The 21,558-nt window shown below is 71.5% G+C and carries 22 protein-coding genes; 8 read left to right on the forward strand and 14 right to left on the reverse strand.

The window, feature by feature from the left end:
• The first annotated feature begins 136 nt into the window (after positions 1-136).
• The 3 genes from dinB to ACFWCH_RS06605 all read left to right on the forward strand — a co-directional run bounded on the left by dinB (position 137) and on the right by ACFWCH_RS06605 (position 1,963).
• Positions 137-1,333, forward strand: coding sequence for a DNA polymerase IV (dinB, locus tag ACFWCH_RS06595; RefSeq protein WP_378803174.1), 1,197 nt, complete (start codon positions 137-139; stop codon positions 1,331-1,333).
• 79 nt (positions 1,334-1,412) lie between these two features.
• Positions 1,413-1,688, forward strand: coding sequence for a type II toxin-antitoxin system Phd/YefM family antitoxin (locus ACFWCH_RS06600; RefSeq protein ID WP_247638123.1), 276 nt, complete (start codon positions 1,413-1,415; stop codon positions 1,686-1,688).
• Positions 1,685-1,963 (forward strand): type II toxin-antitoxin system RelE/ParE family toxin, encoded by a 279-nt coding sequence (locus ACFWCH_RS06605; RefSeq protein WP_206252039.1) that lies wholly within the window; start codon positions 1,685-1,687, stop codon positions 1,961-1,963. Before ACFWCH_RS06600 ends, ACFWCH_RS06605 begins: the two co-directional genes overlap by 4 nt.
• 178 nt (positions 1,964-2,141) lie before the next feature.
• On the opposite strand, the gene ACFWCH_RS06610 is transcribed toward ACFWCH_RS06605, so the two are convergent.
• Positions 2,142-2,492: a nuclear transport factor 2 family protein gene (locus ACFWCH_RS06610; protein ID WP_136030040.1), complete on the reverse strand. Its 351-nt coding sequence runs from the start codon at positions 2,490-2,492 to the stop codon at positions 2,142-2,144.
• A complete protein-coding gene (locus tag ACFWCH_RS06615; RefSeq protein WP_378803175.1) occupies positions 2,485-3,234 on the reverse strand; it encodes an SDR family NAD(P)-dependent oxidoreductase in 750 nt (249 codons plus the stop codon). The genes ACFWCH_RS06610 and ACFWCH_RS06615 overlap by 8 nt, the downstream gene beginning before the upstream one ends.
• 76 nt (positions 3,235-3,310) lie before the next feature.
• Between ACFWCH_RS06615 and ACFWCH_RS06620 the strand changes: the two genes are divergently transcribed.
• Entirely contained in the window at positions 3,311-4,285 is a 975-nt protein-coding gene (locus tag ACFWCH_RS06620) for a C-terminal binding protein (RefSeq protein ID WP_378803176.1), read from the forward strand.
• 14 nt (positions 4,286-4,299) lie between these two features.
• On the forward strand, positions 4,300-5,157 hold the full coding sequence (locus ACFWCH_RS06625; RefSeq protein ID WP_136045984.1) for a fumarylacetoacetate hydrolase family protein: 858 nt from the start codon (positions 4,300-4,302) through the stop codon (positions 5,155-5,157).
• A gap of 87 nt (positions 5,158-5,244) precedes the next feature.
• On the opposite strand, the gene ACFWCH_RS06630 is transcribed toward ACFWCH_RS06625, so the two are convergent.
• The gene (locus ACFWCH_RS06630) at positions 5,245-6,096 is read right to left on the reverse strand and encodes a hypothetical protein (protein ID WP_378803177.1); all 852 of its coding nucleotides are present in this window, start codon (positions 6,094-6,096) and stop codon (positions 5,245-5,247) included.
• Between the two features lie 180 nt (positions 6,097-6,276).
• Here ACFWCH_RS06630 and ACFWCH_RS06635 point away from each other — a divergent pair, with 180 nt between their 5' ends.
• Positions 6,277-7,125: a Gfo/Idh/MocA family oxidoreductase gene (locus ACFWCH_RS06635; protein ID WP_378803178.1), complete on the forward strand. Its 849-nt coding sequence runs from the start codon at positions 6,277-6,279 to the stop codon at positions 7,123-7,125.
• Positions 7,126-7,216: 91 nt separating this feature from the next.
• Here the strand turns inward: ACFWCH_RS06635 and ACFWCH_RS06640 are convergent, their stop codons facing one another.
• From ACFWCH_RS06640 to ACFWCH_RS06650, 3 genes are read right to left on the reverse strand one after another with little or no spacing between them, the layout of a single operon-like run.
• Positions 7,217-7,654, reverse strand: a complete 438-nt coding sequence (locus ACFWCH_RS06640; protein WP_136031408.1) for a VOC family protein — start codon at positions 7,652-7,654, stop codon at positions 7,217-7,219.
• A 32-nt stretch (positions 7,655-7,686) separates the two neighbouring features.
• Entirely contained in the window at positions 7,687-8,037 is a 351-nt protein-coding gene (locus ACFWCH_RS06645; protein ID WP_136031410.1) for a TraR/DksA family transcriptional regulator, read from the reverse strand.
• Positions 8,038-8,088: 51 nt separating this feature from the next.
• Complete coding sequence (locus tag ACFWCH_RS06650; protein WP_378803180.1) at positions 8,089-10,641, reverse strand: MMPL family transporter; 2,553 nt, start codon at positions 10,639-10,641, stop codon at positions 8,089-8,091.
• Between the two features lie 68 nt (positions 10,642-10,709).
• On the opposite strand from ACFWCH_RS06650, the gene ACFWCH_RS06655 reads away from it, so the two are divergent.
• The gene (locus ACFWCH_RS06655) at positions 10,710-11,279 is read left to right on the forward strand and encodes a TetR/AcrR family transcriptional regulator (protein ID WP_136031414.1); all 570 of its coding nucleotides are present in this window, start codon (positions 10,710-10,712) and stop codon (positions 11,277-11,279) included.
• A gap of 57 nt (positions 11,280-11,336) precedes the next feature.
• Here ACFWCH_RS06655 and ACFWCH_RS06660 read toward each other — a convergent pair whose 3' ends face one another.
• The 3 genes from ACFWCH_RS06660 to ACFWCH_RS06670 all read right to left on the reverse strand — a co-directional run bounded on the left by ACFWCH_RS06660 (position 11,337) and on the right by ACFWCH_RS06670 (position 14,934).
• Positions 11,337-11,477, reverse strand: coding sequence for a hypothetical protein (locus tag ACFWCH_RS06660; protein ID WP_168387183.1), 141 nt, complete (start codon positions 11,475-11,477; stop codon positions 11,337-11,339).
• The gene (purL, locus tag ACFWCH_RS06665) at positions 11,474-13,804 is read right to left on the reverse strand and encodes a phosphoribosylformylglycinamidine synthase subunit PurL (RefSeq protein ID WP_136031417.1); all 2,331 of its coding nucleotides are present in this window, start codon (positions 13,802-13,804) and stop codon (positions 11,474-11,476) included. The genes ACFWCH_RS06660 and purL overlap by 4 nt, the downstream gene beginning before the upstream one ends.
• Before the next feature lie 176 nt (positions 13,805-13,980).
• A complete protein-coding gene (locus ACFWCH_RS06670; protein ID WP_378803181.1) occupies positions 13,981-14,934 on the reverse strand; it encodes a helix-turn-helix transcriptional regulator in 954 nt (317 codons plus the stop codon).
• A 103-nt stretch (positions 14,935-15,037) separates the two neighbouring features.
• On the opposite strand from ACFWCH_RS06670, the gene ACFWCH_RS06675 reads away from it, so the two are divergent.
• A complete protein-coding gene (locus ACFWCH_RS06675; protein WP_378803182.1) occupies positions 15,038-15,487 on the forward strand; it encodes a VOC family protein in 450 nt (149 codons plus the stop codon).
• Positions 15,488-15,698: 211 nt separating this feature from the next.
• Here ACFWCH_RS06675 and ACFWCH_RS06680 read toward each other — a convergent pair whose 3' ends face one another.
• The 5 genes from ACFWCH_RS06680 to ACFWCH_RS06700 all read right to left on the reverse strand — a co-directional run bounded on the left by ACFWCH_RS06680 (position 15,699) and on the right by ACFWCH_RS06700 (position 21,550).
• Positions 15,699-16,445, reverse strand: a complete 747-nt coding sequence (locus ACFWCH_RS06680) for an SGNH/GDSL hydrolase family protein (RefSeq protein WP_378803183.1) — start codon at positions 16,443-16,445, stop codon at positions 15,699-15,701.
• Positions 16,442-17,611: a DUF4185 domain-containing protein gene (locus ACFWCH_RS06685; protein WP_378803184.1), complete on the reverse strand. Its 1,170-nt coding sequence runs from the start codon at positions 17,609-17,611 to the stop codon at positions 16,442-16,444. Before ACFWCH_RS06685 ends, ACFWCH_RS06680 begins: the two co-directional genes overlap by 4 nt.
• A gap of 106 nt (positions 17,612-17,717) precedes the next feature.
• The gene (locus tag ACFWCH_RS06690) at positions 17,718-19,838 is read right to left on the reverse strand and encodes a hypothetical protein (protein ID WP_378803185.1); all 2,121 of its coding nucleotides are present in this window, start codon (positions 19,836-19,838) and stop codon (positions 17,718-17,720) included.
• Between the two features lie 24 nt (positions 19,839-19,862).
• Positions 19,863-20,675: a carbohydrate ABC transporter permease gene (locus tag ACFWCH_RS06695; RefSeq protein ID WP_136031434.1), complete on the reverse strand. Its 813-nt coding sequence runs from the start codon at positions 20,673-20,675 to the stop codon at positions 19,863-19,865.
• On the reverse strand, positions 20,675-21,550 hold the full coding sequence (locus ACFWCH_RS06700) for a carbohydrate ABC transporter permease (RefSeq protein ID WP_136031436.1): 876 nt from the start codon (positions 21,548-21,550) through the stop codon (positions 20,675-20,677). Before ACFWCH_RS06700 ends, ACFWCH_RS06695 begins: the two co-directional genes overlap by 1 nt.
• Between the last annotated feature and the right edge of the window lie 8 nt (positions 21,551-21,558).

Consider the following 21,558-nt stretch of genomic DNA (forward strand, 5'->3'; position numbering starts at 1 on the left):
CGTCTCGTCGCCGGCGTGGTGTCTGAGGGCCGTTCGTCTCGTCACCGGTGGGGTTTCCGAGCGATCCCCGCGTGACGACGCGCTCGCACCGATGTCCGGGGTCCGTGCGACGATCCGCTCGTCGACGGGAGAACGGATGCGTGGGGAAGCCACCGTGCTGCACGCCGACCTGGACGCCTTCTACGCGTCGGTCGAGCAGCGGGATGCCCCCGAGCTGCGCGGTCGACCGGTGATCGTGGGCGGCGGGGTCGTGCTGGCGGCGAGCTACGAGGCGAAGGCCCGGGGCGTCCGCACCGCGATGGGCGGTCGCCAGGCGCGGGAGCTGTGCCCCGACGCCGTCGTGGTGCCGCCGCGCATGGAGGCGTACTCCGCCGCGAGCACAGACGTCTTCGCGATCTTCCGCGACACGACGCCGCTGGTCGAGGGGCTGTCGATCGACGAGGCGTTCCTGGAGGTCGGCGGGCTGCGGCGCATCGCGGGAACGCCGGAGGAGATCGCCGTGCGCCTGCGGGAGCGTGTGCGACGCGAGGTCGGGCTCGCGATCTCGGTCGGGGTCGCGCGCACCAAGTTCCTCGCGAAGGTCGCCAGCGCCGTGAGCAAACCCGACGGTCTGCTGGTCGTGGAGCCCGAGCGCGAGGAGCAGTTCCTCCTGCCGCTGCCGGTCGAGCGGCTGTGGGGTGTGGGCGCGGTGACGGCCGAGAAGCTGCACCGCTACGGCGTGCGCACGGTCGGCCAGCTCGCGGAGCTGGAGGCGGCGACGGCGGAGCGTATGCTCGGCAAGGCCACGGGCGCGCACGTGCACGCGCTCGCGCGACTGCGGGATCCGCGCCCGGTCGACACCACACGGCGGCGCGGCTCGATCGGCTCGCAGCGCGCGCTCGGCTCGCGGCCGCGGTCGGCGGAGGAGCTCGACCTCATCCTCACGCAGATCGTCGACCGGCTCGCCCGGCGGCTGCGCGACGGCGACCGCGTGTGCCGCACGGTGGTGCTGCGACTGCGCTTCGGCGACTTCACGAAGGCCACCCGCTCCCGCACGCTCGGCGCGCCGACCGACCGCACCGCGATCCTCCTCACAGTGGCGCGCACCCTGCTCGCCGCCGCGCAGTCCGAGGTCGCCGACCGCGGCATCACGCTGCTCGGCCTCTCCCTGTCGCAGCTCGACCGCGCCGACCGCGTGCAGCCGGAGCTCCCGATCGACTGGGGTGACGAGGCGCGACTCGACTCGGTGCTCGACACCCTGCGCGACCGCTACGGTGCGACCTCCGTCTCCCGCGCCGCAAAGCTCGGACGCGACCCCGGCTGGTCCACGCCGATCCTCCCCGAGCATGAGTGACGGCCTCGGCCGAGGGCTGCCATGGTTAAGGCCAGACTTCACCCCCCGTTCTGGCTAGAAGTCGGGCTACACTGAGGGCATGCAGACTGTACCGCTGAGCGAGGCCAAGGACCACCTCTCGCGCCTGGTGGACCAGGTCGAGCGCGAGCACGAGACGATCGAGATCACTCGCCACGGCCGGGGCGCGGCAGTGTTGATGAGTAAGGACGCCCTGGAGTCTCTGTACGAGACGCTGCATTGGCTGTCGGAGCCGGGCACGCGACAGGATGTCGACGATGCGCGGCGACAGGCTGAGGCCGGCGAGCTGCGCAGCGCGGAGGAGACGATGGAGCGCTACGGGGTTCGGCCCCGGTGACCTGGACCACCGCTTTCGCTGACTCCGCCTGGCGCGACCTCGATCGGTTGCCGCAGAAGATCGCACAGGCCATCGTCGAGTTCGCTGTCTTCACCCTGCCCGAGAATCCGGAACGCATGAGCAAGCCGCTCGTCGACGAGTTCGAGGGCCTGCGCTCTGCACGCCGTGGGGACTACCGAGTGTTGTTCTTCCTCGGCGCGCGAGAGACGATCGTGGTCGTGCGCGCCCGGCACCGCCGTGATGCGTACCGCCCGCCCGCTCCGCACTGGGACTGACAGAGGCCGGTGGCCCGCGCGCCCCCCTCGAAACGAAGGAGATCTCACGCGATGAAGGAGGTCTCCGGAGCTCCGCTCCTTCATGACGCGAGATCTCCTGCGCACCGTGCGGCCGTCCACCGGCCGCATCGCCCACCGTGCGGACGTGTACCGCCGCAGGTGACCCCGCCTCCGCGCCTCAGGCCTTGAGCATCGACGCCCGCGCGATGCGGCCGTCCACCACGTCGAAGGTCGCGATGGTCTCGGTCGCGACACCCGCGTTGATCACCTGCTCCTGCGCCACGACCCACCGCGCGCCGAAGAGCACGCTCGACTCGATGACGCACGAGAGCTCGGGGTTCTGCAGCCGGGGTTCGTAGAACGCGCGGATGGCTTCGGCGCCGACGATGGGTTCGGGCGCGACACCGGTGATGACGGCGTCGTCGGCGTAGGTGGCGACGAACGCGTCGAGGTCGTGGGCGTTGAACGCGTCGAGCTGTGCCTGCACGGTGTCGTGCGCGGAACGGTCGAGGGCGGTGCGGTCAGTCAATGCGAACTCCTCCGTTGACGTCGTAGGTGGCTCCGGTGATGAAGCGGGCGCGCTCCGAGGCGAGCGACGCGATGATCCAGGCGACGTCCTCGGGCTGGCCGAACGCGCCGAGGGGGATGCCGGCTTCGAGCTTCGCGCGCCCCTCGCCCTGGAGCTGGTCGGTGATGGCGCTGGCGACAGGGCCGGGGGTGACGGCGTTGACGCGGATGCCCTCGGAGGCCAGGTGTCGCGCGAAGCTGCGGGTGATGGCGAGCAGCGCCCCCTTGCTGGCGGCGTAGTGGATGCCGGTCTGCAGGGCGCCGACCTGTCCGGCGATCGAGGCGATGTTGACCACCGACCGGTCGCCCTCGGCCGCGCGCAGCAGAGGGAGTGCCGCCCGGGTGAGCAGGAAGGTGCCGCGGGCGTTGGTCTCGAGGACGAAGTCCCACTCCTCGATGTCGATGTCGGGGTAGGGCGTGTAGGGGCAGACTCCGCCGTTGTTGATGAGCACGTGCAGCTCGCCCCAGGTGAAAGTGATGCGGTCGGTGAGCGCGTCGATCGATTCGGCGTCGCGCAGGTCGAGCCGTGACACCAGCACCTCGGCGGCACCGGCCGCCCGGCACTCCTCGGCGACGCGCTCGGCCTCGGCCTCGCGCCCGGTGTAGGTGATCCAGAGGGCGGCGCCCTCGCGGGCGAGTTCGAGGGCGGCGGCGGTTCCGATGCCGGAACTCGCGCCGGTGATGAGTGCGCGGCGAACAGTCATGCCTAAACGCTATAGCAAGAACGGGTCGCTGTCAGCCGCTGTACACCGCTTTGCTAGATGCTATAGCATCTCTCCCATGACTGCGCCGTTCATCCTCGTCACCGACTGCGACCTCCCGGGGACCGTCATCGAAGACACCCTCCGCGGCGCGGGCCTGCGCGCCGATCGCGCCGCCTCCGGCAGCCCCGACGACATCGCCGCGCTCGGCGCCGACGCCGAGGGACTCGTGGTGCAGTGGGCACGCATCGACGGCGACCTCATGGACCGGATGCCCAACCTGCGCCTCATCAGCCGCGTCGGCATCGGGTACGACATGATCGACGTCGACGCCGCCACCGCCCGCGGCATCGCCGTCGCCAACACCCCCAGCTACTGCATCGAAGAGGTCGCCGCGCACACCGTGGCGATGATCATGACCCAGGCGCGCGGACTCCCCGCCTACGACCGCGCCGTGCGCGCCGGCACCTGGAAGGCCGTGGACGCCCGGCCGCTCGCCGTGCGCCCCTCCACCACCACCGTGTCCGTGCTCGGGTTCGGTCGCATCGGCTCGCTGGTCGCCCGCGGACTCCGCGGCCTCGGCTTCCGGGTGCTCGTCGCCGACCCGTACGCCCCCGCCGACGCCGTGCGCGAGGCGGGCTGCGAGCCCGTCGAGATCCCCGACGCCATCGCCCGCGCCGACATCCTCACCCTCCACGTGCCGCTCACCGACGCCACCCGGCACCTGATCGACGCGGCCGCCCTCGCCACCATGACGCAGGGCGCCGTGATCGTGAACACCTGTCGCGGACCGCTCATCGACGAGGACGCGCTCGCCGCCTCCCTCCGCGACGGACACCTCGGCGGCGCCGCGCTCGACGTCTTCGCGGGGGAACCGCTCGCCGCCGACTCCCCGCTCCGCGACCTCGACCAGGTGCTGCTCACCCCGCACGCCGCCTGGTACTCCCCCGAGGCCCTCGCCGACCTGCCGGTGCACGCGGCCCAGAACATCATCCGGTCGTTCGCGGGCGAGTCCGTGCCGATCGTCAACCCGTCGTTCGCCGCCGCCCGCTGACCCGAAAGCCCGACATGGAACTCCTGCGCCTCGGCCCCGCCGGCCACGAACACCCCTACGTCCGCGACGACGCCGGGGTGATCCGCGACCTCGCGCCCCTCACGGCCGAGATCGACGGGGCGTTCCTCGCCGCCGACGGCATCGCCCGCACCCGCGAGGCCCTGCGCCGCGACGAGCTGCCCGTCGCCGACGTCGACGGCCTCCGCCTCGGCGCTCCCGTCGCCCGCCCGACCGCGGTCCTGTGCATCGGCCAGAACTACGCCGCGCACGCGGCCGAGTCCGGCGCAGAGCCGCCCGCGCACCCGGTGCTCTTCTTCAAGCACCCCAACACCGTGGTCGGCCCGAACGACGTGGTGCTGCTGCCGCCCGGTGCGGAGAAGGTCGACTGGGAGGTGGAGCTCGCGGTGGTGATCGGCAGGACCGCCCGCTACCTCCCGTCGCCCGAGGCCGCCCGCGACGTGATCGCCGGGTACACCATCTCCAACGACGTGTCGGAGCGGGCGTACCAGCTCGACGTCTCGGGCGGGCAGTGGTCGAAGGGGAAGTGCTCCGAGACGTTCAACCCCCTCGGCCCCGCGCTCGTGCCCGCCGACGAGGTCGACCCGCAGGCGCTGCGCCTCCGCTCCTTCGTGAACGGCGAGCCGCGGCAGGACTCCTCCACGGCCGACATGATCTTCCCGGTGCTGCAACTGGTGCACGAGCTCAGTCACTACCTGGTGCTGGAGCCGGGCGACGTGATCAACACCGGTACCCCGCAGGGCGTCGCGCTCTCCGGACGCTTCCCCTATCTGCAGGACGGCGATGAGATGACGATCGAGATCGAGGGTCTCGGGCAGCAGCGGCAGCGGACCGAGCGCGTGCACCTGAGCTGACGCGACCCCGGCGGCCTGTGTCCGCGGCACGGCTCCTTTCGCTGAGTGCGCCGTGCCGCGGCCAGAGGCCGTCGGGGGTGTGCGAGGTCAGGCGAGGTCGCGCGGCGGCTGCGGCGGGGTGCGGTGCAGGGGGTCGGCGACCGGGATGCGCTCGGGCTCCGGCTCGGCCTGGGCCTCGGGCGTCGCGGTGGGGGCGGCGGGAGCGGCGGGGAGCTCGCGGGCGACCTGCTTCTCCAGGACCGTCACGGCCTCGTCCGACAGCAGGATCAGGCCGTCGAGCTCTTCGCGCACGCGCTTGTACGCCACGTTGCGCTCGGCCTGTGTCGCCGACTCGTCGACCGCGACCTTCAGCAGCTGCTGGGCGCGGTCGAGGCGCTTGCGCTCCGCCTCCGTGAAGGTGGAGTCGCGCAGCCGGCGGGCATCCTTCTCGGCGATCTCGAACGCCACCGCGTAGTCGCCCACGGCCTGCAGGTACTCCGCGATCTGGTGCTCCGACAGCGGCGCATCGGCCGAGGCGGGGCGCAGCGCGTCGGCGGTCTTCTTGGCGCGCAGGAACGCGGCGGTGAGCGGTTGCCGTCCGTCGCTCATCGCGGGGAAGGCGATCAGCTTCGCCACGTCGAGCTCGTAGTCGAGCCAGCGGGCCGTGATCTCGTCGTGCTCGGCGAACAGCCGCGTCAGCAGGTCGTCGGTCGACACGGGGGCCGTGGTGTCGACCACCGACGGGCCGCGGCGCTTCGCCTCGCGGCCCAGGGCGCGGGCCTCGATCTCGGCGGTCTTCAGCTGCGCCTTCATGCGCAGCGTCTCCAGGCGGCGTTCGTGACGGCGCTTCGAGCTGCGCTCCCACGCCTTCGCCACGCCTCCGGCCATGCCCATGAGCGGGAAGACGAGCCACCAGTAGTGCCCCGCGAAGGTCCAGAAGCCCTGGATGAACTCGTCCATGATGGGTTCAGCCTACTGCGCAGGGGCCGGGCGCCGGCGGCCGTCCGTCGGCTCTGATCGGCCGCATCCGCGGTGGTGGACCCGCGCCGCGAGGCAGACCGCGGCTAGGGTGGGCGCAGAGCCGCCCGGGCGGGGGCGCGGCATCGTCGTCCTCCGCCGGTCGCCGTGGAGGAGGACAGCATGGAGACGAAGAACGTCGCGATCGTCGGCATCGAGAACACTCATGCCACCGAGATCGTCCGTCACCTCAACGGGGAGGAGGCAGCCGACCTCCCGGTGCGGGTCTCGGCCCTCGTCGCGGGCGAGGTGGAGCGCACCAGGGAGCTCGCCGAGCTCGGAGCCATCACCCGCATCGCCCCCGAGGTGTCTGAGCTCAACGGCGCGGTCGACGCGCTCATCGTGACCAGCCGCGACGGGGCGCTCCACCGCGCGCTCGCCGTGCCGTTCCTCGAGGCCGGTACTCCCGTCTGGGTCGACAAGCCGCTGGCCACGACGCTCGACGACGCCGACGCGATCCTCGCCGCGGCCGAGCGTGGCGGCACGACCGTCACCTCCTTCTCGACGCTCCGCTGGCTCGACGACACCGCGGCGATCGCCGACGCCGTGGCCGGGGTCGGCGCGCTCCAGTCGCTCACCGTCTCGGGCCCGGCCGACGCCGACAGCCCGCACGGCGGCCTCTTCTTCTACGGCATCCACCACGCCGACGTCGCCCAGCACCTACTGCCCGGCGCGGCGGAGGGCGTGGAGGTCGAGCGGGCCGACGGCCGTGTCGTCGCGCGCTACCGCGTCGGCGGCGTGCCGGTGGTGCTGGACTTCGTGCGGCCCGAGGGCGACGCGGCCGTGCCGTTCCACGTGACGGCGGTCGGTACGGGCGGCACGGTCGAGCGCGACATCGAGGTCGGCCCCGACTACGTACGGCCCGGAGTCGACGCGTTCGTGCGGATGCTGCTCACCGGCGAGACCCCGGTCCCGGTCGCCCAGCTGCGCGAGCCCGTCGCGGTGCTGGAGCAGATCACGCGCGCGCTCTGATGCTCCGGCGCCGCGGAGGTGGGAGGCGTTCCTCCGCGCGACTCCTCGGGCGCCAGATATCGACCCCGCACCGGTGACCACGCGGCCGATCTCAGCGCTTCGTGAGGTCTTGCGCGAGCATCACGATGATGCCGCTCGGGCCGCGCAGATACGTCAGCTTGTACACGTCCCGGTAGGTGGCGACGCCGCGCAGCGGGTGGCAGCCGTGCCGGGCGGCGATGGCCAGTGACGCGTCGATGTCGTCCACGGAGAAGGCGACGCGGTGCATGCCGATCTCGTTCGGCAGTGTGGGCTCGGTCTCGATCGCGGCGGGGTGGAGGTACTCGAACAGTTCGAGCTGCCCCTGGCCGTCGGGCGTCTGCAGCACGGCGATCCTCGCGTGGTTGCCGTCGAGCCCCACCGCGGTCGACGCCCACTCGCCGCTCACCTCGTCGCGCCCGACCACCTCCAGCCCGAGGTCGGTGAAGAAGGCGATCGTGGCTTCCAGGTCGCGCACGGCGATCCCGACGTTCTCCAGGTGGATGGGCATGCCGCGATGCTACGCCGTGCCGTGTCGTGGTGTCAGCGGCCGAGCTTCTCCGCGCACGCGACGCAGTACTCGGCGAACGGTCGCACCTCCAGCCGCCCGGCGGGGATGGGTTTCCCGCAGTTCGCGCAGACGCCGTAGGTGCCCGCATCGAGACGGGCCAGCGCGTCGTCCACCTGCTGCAGCTCCACCGCCGCAGCCTCGGCCAGCCCGGTGAGCCGTGACCACTCCGACGACAGCGTCACACCCTCGGGGTCGTGCTCGTCGTCGTCGTTCGAGCCCTCGCGGTCGTGCATGAGCTCGTCGAGCGTGGCCGCGGTCGCGCGCACCCGCCCTTCCGCCTCGGCGCGCAGTCGTTCCAGCAGCACGCGCGGATCCTCACTCATCCGCCCACTCTAGGCGCGCCTTCCGACACCGGCGCGCGCCTGCCGCGTGGCTCACTCGTGCGCGCGGCGCTCCGCCCGGGTGCGCGGGGGCTGCACCGCGGGGATGGAGTCGGTGTGCACGGCGGGGTGGTCGCGCTCCAGCGCCGCGCCCTCCATGTCGACGTTCGGGATGAGACGGTCGAGCCACCGCGGCAGCCACCACGCCGAACGGCCGAGCAGATGCATGAGCGCGGGCATCAGCAGCATCCGCACCACGAAGGCGTCGAGCAGCACGCCGAACGCGAGCCCGAACCCGATCGAGCGGATAATGGTCGACTCGGAGAAGATGAACCCGCCGAACACCGACACCATGATGAGCGCCGCGGCGATCACGACCGAGCGGCCCGCGCGGAAGCCCTGGGCGACGGCGTCTCGTGCGGAGGCGCCGTGCACGTACGCCTCGCGCATGCCCGAGGCGAGGAACAGCTGGTAGTCCATCGCGAGCCCGAACAGGATGCCGACGAGGATCACCGGCAGGAAGCTCAGGATCGGCCCGGTGCTGTGCAGGCCGATCAGGTCGGCGCCCCAGCCCCACTGGAACACCGCGACGATCAGGCCGTACGTCGCGAACAGCGACAGCACGAAGCCGCCGGTCGCGATCAGCGGCACGAGCAGCGAGCGGAACACCACGATCATGATGAGCAGCGACAACCCGACCACCACCACGAGGTACAGCGGCAGCACCGCCGCCAGGGCCTCGGAGATGTCGATGTTGATGGCGGCCTGACCGGCGACGCCGAGCGTGATGTCGCCGTCGATCGCGGGCAGCGCACGCAGGTCCTGCACGAGCTTCTCGGTCGAGGCGCTGTTCGGCCCCTCCTCCGGCAGCACCTGGAAGGCGAGGAGCGTGTTGTCGTCGGAGGTGGCGATGGGTGCCACGGCGGCCACGTCGTCCTGCTCCGCGATCTTCTCCGCCACCGTCACCTGGGTGGCGAGCAGGTCGTCGTCGCTCACGGCGTCGTCCAGCGTCGCGGTCACCAGGAGGGGACCGTTCGCGCCCTCGCCGAACTGCTCCTCGACCGCCTGGAACGCGCGGTAGCTGGTGGATTCGGACGGTTCGCTCGACCCGTCCGGCAGCCCCAGGCGCATCGACATCGACGGGATCGCGATGATGAGCAGCGCGACGATGCTGACGACCGCGGTGACCACGGCGCGCAGGGTCGACATGCGGCGCACGGGCTTGCCCGCCGCGTGCTCCTGCCCGATCGTCGCGCGGGCCTTGCGGCTCAGCAGTCGCGTGCCGACGAGGCCGAGGATCGCGGGGGCGAGCGTGATGGCCACGAGGACCGCGACCGCGACGCACACCGCGCCGACCGTGCCCATGAGCCCGAGGAACGGCACTCCGGTGACGTTGAGCGCGAGCAGCGCGACGATCACGGTCGTACCGGCGAACACGACCGCCGTGCCCGAGGTGCCCGTGGCGAGCCCGATCGACTCGCGCACGGGCGACCCGGCGAGCAGCTGCTTGCGGTGCCTGTTGACGATGAAGAGCGAGTAGTCGATGCCGACCGCGAGACCCAGCATCACACCGAGCACGGGGGTGACCGAGGCCATGTCGACCACGCCGGAGAAGGCGAGCGAGGCGGTGACGCCGACCCCGACTCCCACGACCGCCGTGACGATGGGCAGCGCGGCGCCGATCAGCGAGCCGAGCATCACGATGAGCACGACCGCGGCGAACGCGAGCCCGATGGCCTCGCCCACGCCGAAGATCTCGGGCACGCCCTGCGCGATGTCGGTGCCGAAGTCGACCGTGACCCCGTCGATCTTCTCGTCCTGGAAGTGCGCGATGGTGGCCTGCTTGACCTCTTCGGACAGCTCCAGGCGCGGGTCGGTGAACGACACGTTGACGATCGCGGTGGAGCCGTCTTCCGAGACGACGCCGATGCCGTCCGTCAGGTCGAGCAGGCGGGAGCCGAGTTCGACCTGTTCCGCGTTCGCGTCGAGCTCGGTGCGGTTCGCGTCGATCGTCGCCTGCTGCGCCTCCAGCTGTGCGAGCTGCGCGTTGAGGGCGGCGAGCTGCGCGTCGAGGGCGGCGGTCTGCTCCGCGGGCGCTCCGGCGGCTTCGGCCTGTGCCCGCGCCGCGGTGAGCTGATCGAGTCCGCCCTGGAGCTGGGTGCGACCTGCGTCGAGCTGCGCCTGTCCGGCGTCGAGCTGGGCGCGTCCGCTGTCGAGCTGCGCCTGCCCGTCGGTGAGCTGCTGCGCCTGGTCGGCCTGCTGCTGCTGGGCGTCGAACGGGTCGACCACCGAGGCGACGCCGTCGAGGTCTTCCGCGCTCGCGGCGAGGTCGGAGATCGCCTGCTTCTGCTCGTCGGTGAAGGGCTCGCCGTCGTCGGTGCGGTACACGACCGTGCCGGTGCCGCCCGCGGTGTCGGGCAGCTTCTTGGCGAGCTGGTCGGTGACCGCGCCCGACGCGGTGCCGGGGATGTCGAAGCTGTTGCTCAGCGTGCCGCCGAGGGTGAGGAAGGCGCCGACGCCGATGCCGAGGATCACGACCCACGAGACGATCACCGTCCACGCCCTGCGCGCAGCGAAAGAACCCAGACGGAACAGCAGTGAGGCCACGTGATCTCCTTCAGACGAAAAGATCATACGGCACGTCTCGTCTAGGGTTCTGTGGCTATCCTGAACGCATGGTGAACGTGCATCGCAGCGGCCCTGTGCGCAGCACCGCGGCCCGCGAGGCGATCCTCGCCGCCACGGCTCGGCTCTTCCACAACCAGGGCTACGACCGGCTCACGATCGAGGGCATCGCGAAAGAGGCCGGGGTCGGCAAGCAGACCATCTACCGCTGGTGGCCATCGCGGGGGGCTCTCATCGGCGAGTGCCTGGCCGAAGGGCTCCTGGTTCCGGTCGACTTCGTCGTGCCCGACACGGGAGACCTCTCCGCCGACGTCGAGACGTGGCTGCGCAGCGTCCTCGCGATCCTGGAGGAGCCGCAGGGCGGGGTGCTGCTGCGCTCCCTCGTCGCCGCCGCCACCGAAGACGCCTCGGTCGGCGCGCACCTGGGCGAGAGTCTCGGCGTGGAGAAGTACCTCGTCGAGCGGCTGCGCGGCGGCATCCGGGATGGGCAGCTCGCCGACGACGCCCCGGTCGAGCAACTGGGTCGCGCGATCCTCGGGGCGATCATCGTCGAGGCGCTCGGCCGCGAAGCCCACGATCCGGGCTCGGTCGTCGCCCTGACGCGCTTCCTCTTCCGCTGACGCCCGTCGCCTTGTCGCCGGCGTGGTTCCTGAGCGAGCGCCAGTGAGCCGCCCGGGTCAGCCGAGGAGGATCGTGAGCACGGTCGCGCCGCCGCCACCGAGGATCAGCGCCACGATGACCGTCCACGCCACGATGCGGATGCGCCGGTTGCGCTTCTCGCCGAGGTCGCCGTAGTCCTCGCTGAGGTTGTCGCTCATGCGTCCACCGGCTCCGTCACGGTCGGGCCGAAGTACGACGGCAGCGTGGCCTGCGAGCGCTCGCGCAGCTCGGCGGCCGACACGGTGAACACGTCCTGCACCTCGAGCTGCGGCTCGCTGTCGGTCACGCCGATGCGCATCACCGGGTAGCCGCGGCCCTCGCACAGCCCGCGGAACTTCACGTCGTCCTCGCGGGGCACGGTCACGATCACGCGACCGGTCGACTCGGAGAACAGCGCGGTCGCGGCGTCCACCCCGTCGCGGTCCATGATCTCGGTGAGCCACACGCGGGCGCCGACGCCGAAGCGCATCACGCCCTCCGCGAGCGCCTGCGCCAGACCGCCCTCGGACAGGTCGTGCGCGGACGAGATCAGCCACTCGTCGCGGGCCGCAGCGAGCAGGCCCGCGAGGCGCTTCTCCCCCGCGAGGTCGACCTTCGGCGGGCGACCGCCGAGGTGCTGGTGCACGACCTCGGCCCACGCGGAGCCCGACAGCTCGGTCTGCGTGGTGCCGAGCAGGTAGATGTTCTGCCCCTCGTCCTGCCACCCCGACGGGATGCGGCGGGACACGTCGTCGATGATGCCGAGCACGCCGACGAGCGGGGTCGGGTGGATCGGCACGTCGCCGGTCTGGTTGTAGAACGAGACGTTGCCGCCGGTGACCGGGGTGCCCAGCTCGTAGCAGCCGTCGGCCAGGCCGTCGACCGTCTGCCCGAACTGCCACATGACCTCGGGGTTCTCGGGGGAGCCGAAGTTGAGGCAGTCGGTGATCGCGGTGGGCGTGGCGCCCGTCACGGCCACGTTGCGGTAGGCCTCCGCGAGCGCGAGCTGCGCCCCCGCGTACGGGTCGAGCTGGCAGTAGCGGCCGTTGGCGTCGGTCGCGATGGAGAACCCGAGGCCCGACTCCTCGTCGACCCGGATCATGCCCGCGTCGTCGGGGAAGCTCAGGGCGGTGTTGCCGAGCACGTAGTAGTCGTACTGGTTGGTGATCCAGCGGGTGTCGGCGAGGTTCGGGCTCGCGACGAGCGACAGGAACTGCTCGCGCAGCGTCTCCGGGTCGTTGGCGCGCGGCAGGTTCTCGGCGGCGTCGGCCTGCAGGGCGTCGATCCAGGTGGGGTACGCGACCGGGCGGTCGTACACGGGGCCGTCGACGGCGACCGTGGACGGGTCGACGTCGACGATGCGCTCGCCCTGCCAGTCGATGATGAGACGCCCGTCGCCGGTGACCTCGCCCAGCACGGAGGTCTCGACCTCCCACTTGTCGACGACCTTCATGAACGCGTCGAGCTTCTCGGGCGCGACGATCGCCATCATGCGCTCCTGCGACTCCGACATGAGGATCTCCTCGGCCGTGAGCGTGGGGTCGCGCAGCAGCACGTTGTCGAGCGAGACGTGCATGCCGCTGTTGCCGTTGGCCGCGAGCTCGCTGGTCGCGCAGGAGATGCCGGCGGCGCCGAGGTCCTGGATCGCCTCGACCAGCTCGCCGCGGTACAGCTCCAGGCAGCACTCGATGAGCACCTTCTCGGCGAACGGGTCGCCCACCTGCACTGCGGGGCGCTTGGTGGGGCCGGTGGAGTCGAACGAGTCGGAGGCGAGGATGCTCGCCCCGCCGATGCCGTCGCCACCCGTGCGGGCGCCGAACAGCACGACCTTGTTGCCCACGCCGGTCGCGTTGGCGAGCTTGAGGTCTTCGTGGCGCAGCACGCCCACGGCGAGCGCGTTCACGAGCGGGTTCGCCTGGTACACCGAGTCGAAGACGGTCTCGCCGCCGATGTTCGGCAGGCCGAGGCAGTTGCCGTAGAAGCTGATGCCGCTCGTGACGCCGTGCACCACGCGGGCGGTGTCGGGGTGGTCGATCGCGCCGAAGCGCAGCGCGTCCATGACCGCGACCGGGCGGGCACCCATCGAGATGATGTCGCGCACGATGCCGCCGACGCCGGTGGCCGCACCCTGGAACGGCTCGATGAAGCTCGGGTGGTTGTGCGACTCCGCCTTGAAGGTGACGGCCCAGCCCTCGCCGACGTCGATGACGCCCGCGTTCTGCCCCATGCCGACCATGAGGCGTTCCTTCATCTCGTCGGAGACCTTCTGGCCGAAGCGGCGCAGGTAGTTCTTGCTCGACTTGTAGGAGCAGTGCTCCGACCACATCACCGAGTACATCGCCAGCTCGCCCGAGGTGGGGCGGCGGCCGAGGATCTCCTTGATGCGCGCGTACTCGTCGTCCTTGAGCCCGAGCGCGCCGTACGGCTGCTCCTTCTCGGGCGTCGCGATCGCGTTCTCGACCGAGTCGGGGACGTGCTGGGGGGAAGGTGCAGAGGGGGTGGTCACGCGCACTCCAAGGGAAGGGGCCGGCGGGGCGTCTTCAGTCTACCGGCGCGGGTGAGGCGGCTCTCCCGCGAGGGTTGGGCGTCAGATGCGGGCGGTGAGGACGGAAGCGATGTCTCTCTTCGTGTGGAGCACGCGATGGACTCGCACGGTATCCGGATCGTCCGTGTACTCCTGGATCAGGAGGGCGGGTCCGCTGCCGTGGCGAACCGGGCCGCGAGCGTCTCGGCCGCCTCGCGCAGGGGTTCCGGTCCGACCACCGTGAAGGGCGCGTCGAACCGGGCGACCGCGGCGAGCACCCCCACCCACGACCACGAACCGACCGTCACGCGGCAGCGCCCGTCCGGCCGCTCCTCGACCTCGCCGTCGCCCACCCACGGCACCACCTCCCGCGCCGGAAGCTCGATCACGACCTCGCCGACGCACGGCCAGCGGTCCTCCGTGATCGAGCCCTTCGCCCGCGCCGCCAGGGTGGTCGCGGCATCCTCCGCGGGAAGCGGTCGCGGCGTGAACGACGGCCCGCTCGGCACCCGCGGTCGCATCCGGTCGAGCCGGTAGGTGCGCCAGTCCGCCGCCTCCAGGTCCCACGCCAGCAGGTACCACCGGCCCTCGCGCGCCACGACGGCATGGGGTTCCGTGCGCCGAGGGGGGCGGTCCGCCGCCGCGCCGTAGTCGAAGCGCAGCACCCGCCGGTCGCGCACCGCCGCGCTCGCCGCCTCCAGCACCCCCGGGTCCACCCGCACCTCGGCCGCTGCGCCGGTGAAGCGGATGCCGTCGATCCGGTGCCGGAGCCGCGACGGCATCACCTGCCGCACGGTCGCGAGGGCGCGCTCCGCGGCCTCGGTCACATCGACCCCGCTCGCGCTCGCGCCCTGCAGCGCCACCGCGATCGCGACCGCCTGGTCGTCGTCGAACAGCAGCGGCGGCAGCTCGGACCCGGCTTCGAGGCGGTAGCCGCCGTACGGGCCCTTGCTCGATCCGATGCGGTAGCCGAGGTTGCGCAGCCGGTCGACGTCGCGGCGGACGGTTCGGGGTGTGACGCCGAGGCGGTCGGCGAGTTCCTGGCCCGGCCAGTCGCGCGTCGCCTGCAGCAGCGACAGCAGCGCGAGCATGCGGGAGGAGCTTCCGGTCATGACTTCATTGTGCGGGAGGGAGAGGACAGAAACCGACCGCTACCCCTGTGATCGTGGACTCACGGCGGCGCTGAACGGCAGCCCGCAGAACAAGGAGAAGCGCATGTCCCTCACCACCACCACGCACCTGAACTTCCGCGGCACGGCCCGGCAGGCGCTCGACTTCTACCGCTCGGTGTTCGGTGGCACCGTGCACGCCGCGACCTACGCCGAGGTGGGCATGCCCGCGGACGCGCCCGGTGCGGACCGGATCGTGTTCGGCCAGCTCGACGGCGACCACGGGATCCGGCTCATGGCGTACGACATCCCCGGGCTGGACGACCCGGCGACCACGGCGGGCTCGACGCGGCGGGAGAACGGCGCGACCCTCACCGACCGCGCGTTCTTCCAGTCGCTGCGGGCGGACACCCTCCCCGAGCTCGAGGGCTACTGGGAGGCGCTGGCGGAGGGGGCGAGCGTGATCGAACCGCTGGCCGCGTCGTCGTGGTCGCCCGGCTTCGGCATGCTGACCGACCGGTTCGGCGTCACCTGGGTGCTCGACGTCGCCCGCTGAGGCACGGGCGCTGATCCCGCCGGGGGTCCTGCCGTGGGTCTCGCCGGGGGTGCGGGTTCGAAAGGCGCCCGCGGGGGCTCCCGGCGGAGCGTTTCCGATCCCGCGGAAGGCGTCGCGGGGGCTTCGTGCGGGTGCGAGTGCGAAAAGGTGCCCGCGGGGGCTCCCGGCGGAGCGTTTCCGATCCCGCGAGAGCCGGGATGACCGTCGCGCGTCAGACCGGGGGCCACTGCGGGTGGCGGGCCACGGCCACGCGGGCGGAGAGGTCCGCGAGCACCGGGGAGCCCGTGCCCGCGGCGGCATCCGCGTCGGACAGGCCCAGGGCGTCGGCGAGGCCGAGCGCGAGCAGGGCGTGCCCGGCGGCGCTCGGGTGGAACGCGTCGTCGAGCAGCCCCCACGGCATGTCCTCGTTGCCCGGACCGGTGCCCGCGGAGAACGCGGTGAAGGCGGCGTGCTGGTCGACCAGGATCACGCCCTCGGTTTCTGCGACGTCGCGGATCGCCTGCGCGAAGTCGCCGATGCGGGCGCGGTCGGGCGCATGGAGCAGGTCGACCGCGGGCGGGGTCTGCAGCACCGGCACGGCGCGGAGGTCGCGCACGCGTCGCACGAACTCCGCGATCGAGTCCGCGAACGCCGCGACCTCGATCACGGGGTCGAGCCACTGCGTGGTGCAGTCGTTCGTGCCGATCATGAGCGTCACCACGTCGGGCCGCCAGTGGGCCACGCGGCGCTCGAAGTCGTCGAGGATCAGGTCGGCGCGCCAGCCGGTGATGGCCGTGTTGATCACGGTGTCCTGCACGCGCCCGCGGTCGCCCCGGATCAGCTCGTGCAGGTGCTCGACGTAGTTCCTGGCGCCGCGGGTGTGGATGAGGCCGTGCGTGATCGAGTCGCCCGTGCACACCCAGGTGACCGGCGCCCCGGAGGCCAAGAGCCCCCGGAGCGCCGTGCGGTCGTCGGTCATCCGGTGACCTTGAGCTGCACGTCGATGAACCGCGGGCGGTAGATCGAGGCGTCGTCGTACACGTCGCCCACGTTGTCGAACGTGTTCACGTTGTACGACACCAGGATGCGGTTGCCCTGGCGCAGGTTCGGGTGCTCGTGCGCGTTGTAGGTGAACACGTCGGGGTCGCCGTAGCTGCCCAGCGCTCCGGTCTCGGGCGTGCGGTACAGCTCGACCGGGTCGGTGAACGGGCCGATCGGCGAGCACGAGGTGCGCGCGACGATGCGGGTGCTGAAGAGCTCCGAGGTGTCCTGCGTCACGAGCAGGTAGCCGTCGCGGTAGGGCGCGACGCTGAACTCGTTCGCGACGTACGGCACCACGGGCACCGCGTCGGTCTCGGCGGCCGACCATCCCGTGCCGTTCCAGTACGTCCAGGTGCCCGTGAGGCCGTCGCGGTCCTGCACGCGGGCGACGTAGGCGGAGCGCACTCCACCCGGGTCGGCGATGCCGTAGACGTACGTGGTGCCGCGCTCCTCCAGCGTCCACGAGCCCCAGTTGATGCCCGTCGCGGAGGGGAGGTCGACGATCGACTCCAGCTGCAGCGTCTGCCCGTCGAGCGTGGCCAGCCGGTTCGCGGTCCACGCGAAGTCCCACTGGCCGGTGCCGGTGCGCGCGAACTGCAGCAGCGGCACCTGCACGGTCCCGTCGCGGCCGGGGGTCGGGTCGCCGATCCAGTACCACTTGCCGTCGGGCTCGGGCGGGATGATGCCGGCCGGATCGTCGGGGGTACCGCCGGTGATCGTGGTCAGGTTCCCCCGGCGGTCCTGCACCACCACGGAGTTGTTCACGAAGGGGGAGTCGGTGGGCCGCGAGCCGTCGGCGTTCACAGTGCCGAGGAACGTGTCGGAGAAGAACCATCCGGTCTTCCCCTTGCCGAGCGGCAGCGAGTAGGTGCTGTCGCCACCGGTCCATTCGCCTCCCGTGTTGCCGTAGGTGGTGAACGTGTCGGTGAGGCCCTGGTTCACGCTCGCGGTGGCGGTGAGCGTCTTGTCCACCAGGGAGCACTGGCCGGGGCCGCTGCCGTGTCCTCCGCCGGCGGGCACGGCGGCCGTCGCGGGTGCGGCGAACAGCGCTCCGGCACCGAGGGCTGCGGCGGCGAGACCTGCCGCGATCGTGCGTCTTCTCATATCGATCACTCCTTCGTGTTCGGGTGGTGCGGGGGTGGTGCGGCTGGGGGCCTGTCGTCTCGTCGGCTGCGCGGGCTCTCGAGAGAGCGGAGCGAGAGGAAGGGCGTCATCGGCCAGGGGTGCGGGTGATCCCTCCGGCCGCGTCGACGTCGTACGCGCGCTCGCCGACGCGCAGGCCGCGCAGCACGGCGTGCGGGTCGAGGGCGGCCACACAGCCGGCGGCCCGGACCGTGCCGTCCGCGGCGACCGACACCCCGAACAGCGCCTCGATCACGAGCTCGATCCAGGCGCCCGACGACGAGCACGCCCAGTCGATGATGTACGGCAGCTGGGGTGGGGCCTTGCGGGCGCCGCCGTTGATGCCGGGCACCGCCTCGTCCACGAAGTGCGCCTGGCCCATCGGGCCCTGGTTCGCGGTGCGGGAGAGCCCCTCGACCCAGGCCGTCAGCACCTCGGGTGCTCCGAGGGCGGCGAGCGCGCGCCCGGCGTCGGCGGGCCAGGCCGGGTAGGCGCCGTTCCACTGGTGGTCGGGGCGCGGGCTGTAGCTGGCGTCGGGGTCCCAGGGCGAGAGCGCCCGCATCCAGTTGTCGGTCTGCAGCTCCCGCTGGAAGAACGGGACCATGTCGTCGCGCACGCCCGGGGCCAGGTCGTCGGCGATGGTGGTGCCGACGATGCTGAAGTCGTAGCAGTGGCGCACCGGCAGCAGCGTGCCGTCGGGTTGCCCGGCGGCGAAGATACCGGTCCCGGGGAGGTACCGCTCGATCACCGCGGGCAGCAGCGCCTCGGCCTCGGCGCGCAGCTCGGCCGCGGCGGTCTCGTCTCCCTGCAGTGCGGCGAGGTCGGCGGCCGTGCGCATGCTCCACACGTTCGCGGCGTTGAGGCTCGCGACCTCGTGCGTGTAGGAGCTGACGCACTCCAGCAGGTTGTCGATCTCGCCGTAGTCGGCCAGCGCGGTGTCGCGCCGTAACTCCTTCCAGTTCGTCGCCCACTCCCGCACCGACCGGGCGACCGTCTGATCCCCCACGATCTCGTCGAGGAAGGCCACGTCGCCGGTGAACCGCACGTAGTCGTGCACGAGCCGGGTCATGGCGTAGTCGTTCACCGAGTACCAGCGGCCGACGGGGCCGCCCGTGAGCGAGGAGGTGCCGAAGTGCGAGTGGATGTCGAGGGAGATCCAGTGCCGCACCTGCGCCCGCATCTCGTCGGGGTCGAGGAGGGCGTGGCTGACGGAGCTGAGGCTGTAGTCCCAGATGAACGTGGTGGTGCCCCAGTAGTTCGGCATCAGCGTGTCGTACGACCGCCCGAGCACGTTGCCGGCGAAGTCGCGGCGGAACCAGATCACCCCGAGCACCGCCCACCAGTACAGGCGCCGCAGCGGCTCGGACGCGGTGTCGAGCAGCGGCAGGGCGCCCGAGAACTCGGTGTCGGCGGGGTCGAACGCGGCGTGCAGCTGCCGGTTCCAGAACTCCTGCGCGGCGGACAGGGCCGCGGGCACGTCGGCCGACACGAGCGCGTACGTGCGGGCGGCATCGTCGCGCGAGAGGCCGAGCGCCTGGACGTAGGCCGTGCGGGAGACGGCGCCCGCCGGCACGGTGAGCACGGCCGACAGCTCGCCGCCGCGACCGTTGCCGCCGATGCCCGTGTCGAACGCGTCGGGCAGCTCGGCCACGCCGCTCAGCGCCGCGGATCCTCCGGTGAGGCCCTGCACGCTCCACGCCGCGGCATCGGCGGAGGCGAAGACGAGGCACTCGCCGTCGACCGTGGCGGTGTCGCGCTCGGAGGGCGACTCGGCGTCGAGCCAGGCGTCGGCGGAGCGGGTCACGCGTGCCGCGGCCGAGAGCCCGATGCGCACCTGGCGGTCGGTCGCTCCGGTGTTGCGCACCGCGATGTCGATCGCCACCGCCGTCCTTCCCGGCACGCACACGGTCGTCGTCTCGATCTCGAGCTCGCCCACGGTCGCCCGCCGCACCACCCGGTCGGGCCGCCACTCGTGCGTGACGGCGACGCCGTATGAGGCGAACAGCCGGCCGTCGACGAACAGCACCGCGGTCTGCGTGAGCCCCTGCGACACGGGCGGGAACTGCACGGCGCCGAGCGCGGTGAGGTCGTGATCGACGCGCACCGTGCCGAGCATGTTCGTCAGGCCCGTGGGCGCGATCATGTCGTCGTAGTGATGCGTGACCGCATCGGCGACCAGATCCTCGACGGTGGGGATGAGGGGATTCATGATGCCTTTCGAGGCGGAGGGGGATCAGTACTGGCCGAGCGCGAGGCCCTTGGCGAAAAACCGCTGGGTGCAGAGGAACAGGATGACGGTGGGCAGCGACACCAGCACGGCCGCGGCGAGCACGACCGACATCTGCGCGCCGCCGTAGGTGCTCTGCATGCCCGACAGCGTGGTGATGATGGGGCGGATGTCGTCGGACTGGCTGAGCGTGAGGCCGAGCAGCAGGTCGTTCCACACGAACGTGGCCTGCAGGATGAAGATCGCGACCAGCGCGCTCGACGCCATCGGCAGGTACATCCGGGTGAAGATGCGCCAGGTGGTGGCGCCGTCGAGCACCGCGGCCTCGAACACGTTGTGCGCGACGCCGGTGAAGAAGTTGCGCATCACGAACGCCGAGAACGGCACCGAGATCACGGTGTAGATCATGATCATGCCGAGCCGGGTGTCGAAGAGCCCGGTGCGGGAGTAGGCGTCGAACAGGGGCAGCAGCACCATCTGCAGCGGGAACACCGTGCCGCCGAAGATCACGACGAACCACAGGAAGCCGCGCTTGAGGCGCAGGGCCACGATCGCGAAGCCGGCCGCCGCACCTACGAGCACGGCGATGGTGGGCGACACGATCGAATAGATGAGGGTGCTGACGATGCTGTCGCCGATGCCGGAGAGCTCGAGCGCCTGGCCGAAGTTCTCGAACAGGTGGAAGTCGGTGGGGATCCACGACTCCTTCGACGTGAAGGTGGTCGGGTCCTTCATGGCGTTCACGACCAGCAGGTACGCGGGCAGCAGCCACACGATCCCGAGGACGACGAGCACGGCGGTGCGGATGATCTTCGACATCACATCTCCTTCTTCGGGGAGAGCTGCTGGCGCAGGTACAGCACCGAGGCGACGAGGGTGATCACGGTCAGGAACACCGCGATCGCGGAGCCGAGGCCGTAGTCGCTGTTCACGAACGTCTCCTTGTACATCGTCAGTGCGAGGGTCTCGGAGACGGTGCCTGGTCCGCCCTTGGTCATGCCCCACACGATGTCGAAGGTCTTGAGGCTCGCGACGATCGAGAGTCCGACGACCACGGCGGTGAGGGGGCGCAGCATGGGCCACAGGATGCTCGTGAAGAGGCGGACGCCGCCGGCGCCGTCGATGCGCGCGGCCTCAAGGGGCTCCTTCGGGATGGCCTGGAGCCCGATCGTGAACAGCAGCGCGTTCACGCCGACGCCCTGCCACGACGAGGCGATGATCATCACGACGGTGTTGAGCGGGGCATCGAGCAGCCACCGGGGCGGGTCGGTGATCCCGAACGCCGCGAGGGCCTGGTCGAGCGCGCCGCCCGAGGAGAGGATGAACGACCACACCACGCCGACGCCGATGCCGGAGAGGGCGTAGGGGATGAGGAACGGGAGGCGCAGCCAGATGCCCCCGCCGAGGTTCCAGGTGAGCAGCGCGATCGCCAGGCCGATGCCGACCGGGATGATCAGGGTGCCGATCACCCAGAGCACGGTGTTCATCGCGGAGCCCACGAAGTCGGCGTCGGTGAACATCTCGACGTAGTTGTCGAGCCCGATCCAGTCGGGACTGCCGAGGCCGTTGTACGACGTGAAGCTGAGGAACACCGTCCACAGCAGCGGGAGGTAGAGCAGGACCGCCACCAGGATCACGCCCGGGGCGACGAAGCCCCGGGCGGACCACTGGTACGGCGTCTTCTGATGCGCCATCCGCTCGC

Origin of the sequence: Microbacterium sp. NPDC060132 (assembly GCF_042729675.1) — a bacterium.
GTDB lineage: Bacteria > Actinomycetota > Actinomycetes > Actinomycetales > Microbacteriaceae > Microbacterium > Microbacterium sufflavum.

Bases quoted from the DNA above. Each gene is read 5' to 3' on its own strand.
- dinB (WP_378803174.1), top strand. From the start codon at position 137: ATGCGTGGGGAAGCCACCGTGCTGCACGCCGACCTGGACGCCTTCTAC.
- ACFWCH_RS06600 (WP_247638123.1), top strand. From the start codon at position 1,413: ATGCAGACTGTACCGCTGAGCGAGGCCAAGGACCACCTCTCGCGCCTG.
- ACFWCH_RS06615 (WP_378803175.1), bottom strand. From the start codon at position 3,234: ATGACTGTTCGCCGCGCACTCATCACCGGCGCGAGTTCCGGCATCGGA.
- ACFWCH_RS06620 (WP_378803176.1), top strand. From the start codon at position 3,311: ATGACTGCGCCGTTCATCCTCGTCACCGACTGCGACCTCCCGGGGACC.
- ACFWCH_RS06625 (WP_136045984.1), top strand. From the start codon at position 4,300: ATGGAACTCCTGCGCCTCGGCCCCGCCGGCCACGAACACCCCTACGTC.
- ACFWCH_RS06630 (WP_378803177.1), bottom strand. From the start codon at position 6,096: ATGGACGAGTTCATCCAGGGCTTCTGGACCTTCGCGGGGCACTACTGG.
- ACFWCH_RS06635 (WP_378803178.1), top strand. From the start codon at position 6,277: ATGGAGACGAAGAACGTCGCGATCGTCGGCATCGAGAACACTCATGCC.
- ACFWCH_RS06640 (WP_136031408.1), bottom strand. From the start codon at position 7,654: ATGCCCATCCACCTGGAGAACGTCGGGATCGCCGTGCGCGACCTGGAA.
- ACFWCH_RS06645 (WP_136031410.1), bottom strand. From the start codon at position 8,037: ATGAGTGAGGATCCGCGCGTGCTGCTGGAACGACTGCGCGCCGAGGCG.
- ACFWCH_RS06655 (WP_136031414.1), top strand. From the start codon at position 10,710: ATGGTGAACGTGCATCGCAGCGGCCCTGTGCGCAGCACCGCGGCCCGC.
- ACFWCH_RS06660 (WP_168387183.1), bottom strand. From the start codon at position 11,477: ATGAGCGACAACCTCAGCGAGGACTACGGCGACCTCGGCGAGAAGCGC.
- ACFWCH_RS06670 (WP_378803181.1), bottom strand. From the start codon at position 14,934: ATGACCGGAAGCTCCTCCCGCATGCTCGCGCTGCTGTCGCTGCTGCAG.
- ACFWCH_RS06675 (WP_378803182.1), top strand. From the start codon at position 15,038: ATGTCCCTCACCACCACCACGCACCTGAACTTCCGCGGCACGGCCCGG.
- ACFWCH_RS06680 (WP_378803183.1), bottom strand. From the start codon at position 16,445: ATGACCGACGACCGCACGGCGCTCCGGGGGCTCTTGGCCTCCGGGGCG.
- ACFWCH_RS06685 (WP_378803184.1), bottom strand. From the start codon at position 17,611: ATGAGAAGACGCACGATCGCGGCAGGTCTCGCCGCCGCAGCCCTCGGT.
- ACFWCH_RS06690 (WP_378803185.1), bottom strand. From the start codon at position 19,838: ATGAATCCCCTCATCCCCACCGTCGAGGATCTGGTCGCCGATGCGGTC.
- ACFWCH_RS06695 (WP_136031434.1), bottom strand. From the start codon at position 20,675: ATGTCGAAGATCATCCGCACCGCCGTGCTCGTCGTCCTCGGGATCGTG.
- ACFWCH_RS06700 (WP_136031436.1), bottom strand. From the start codon at position 21,550: ATGGCGCATCAGAAGACGCCGTACCAGTGGTCCGCCCGGGGCTTCGTC.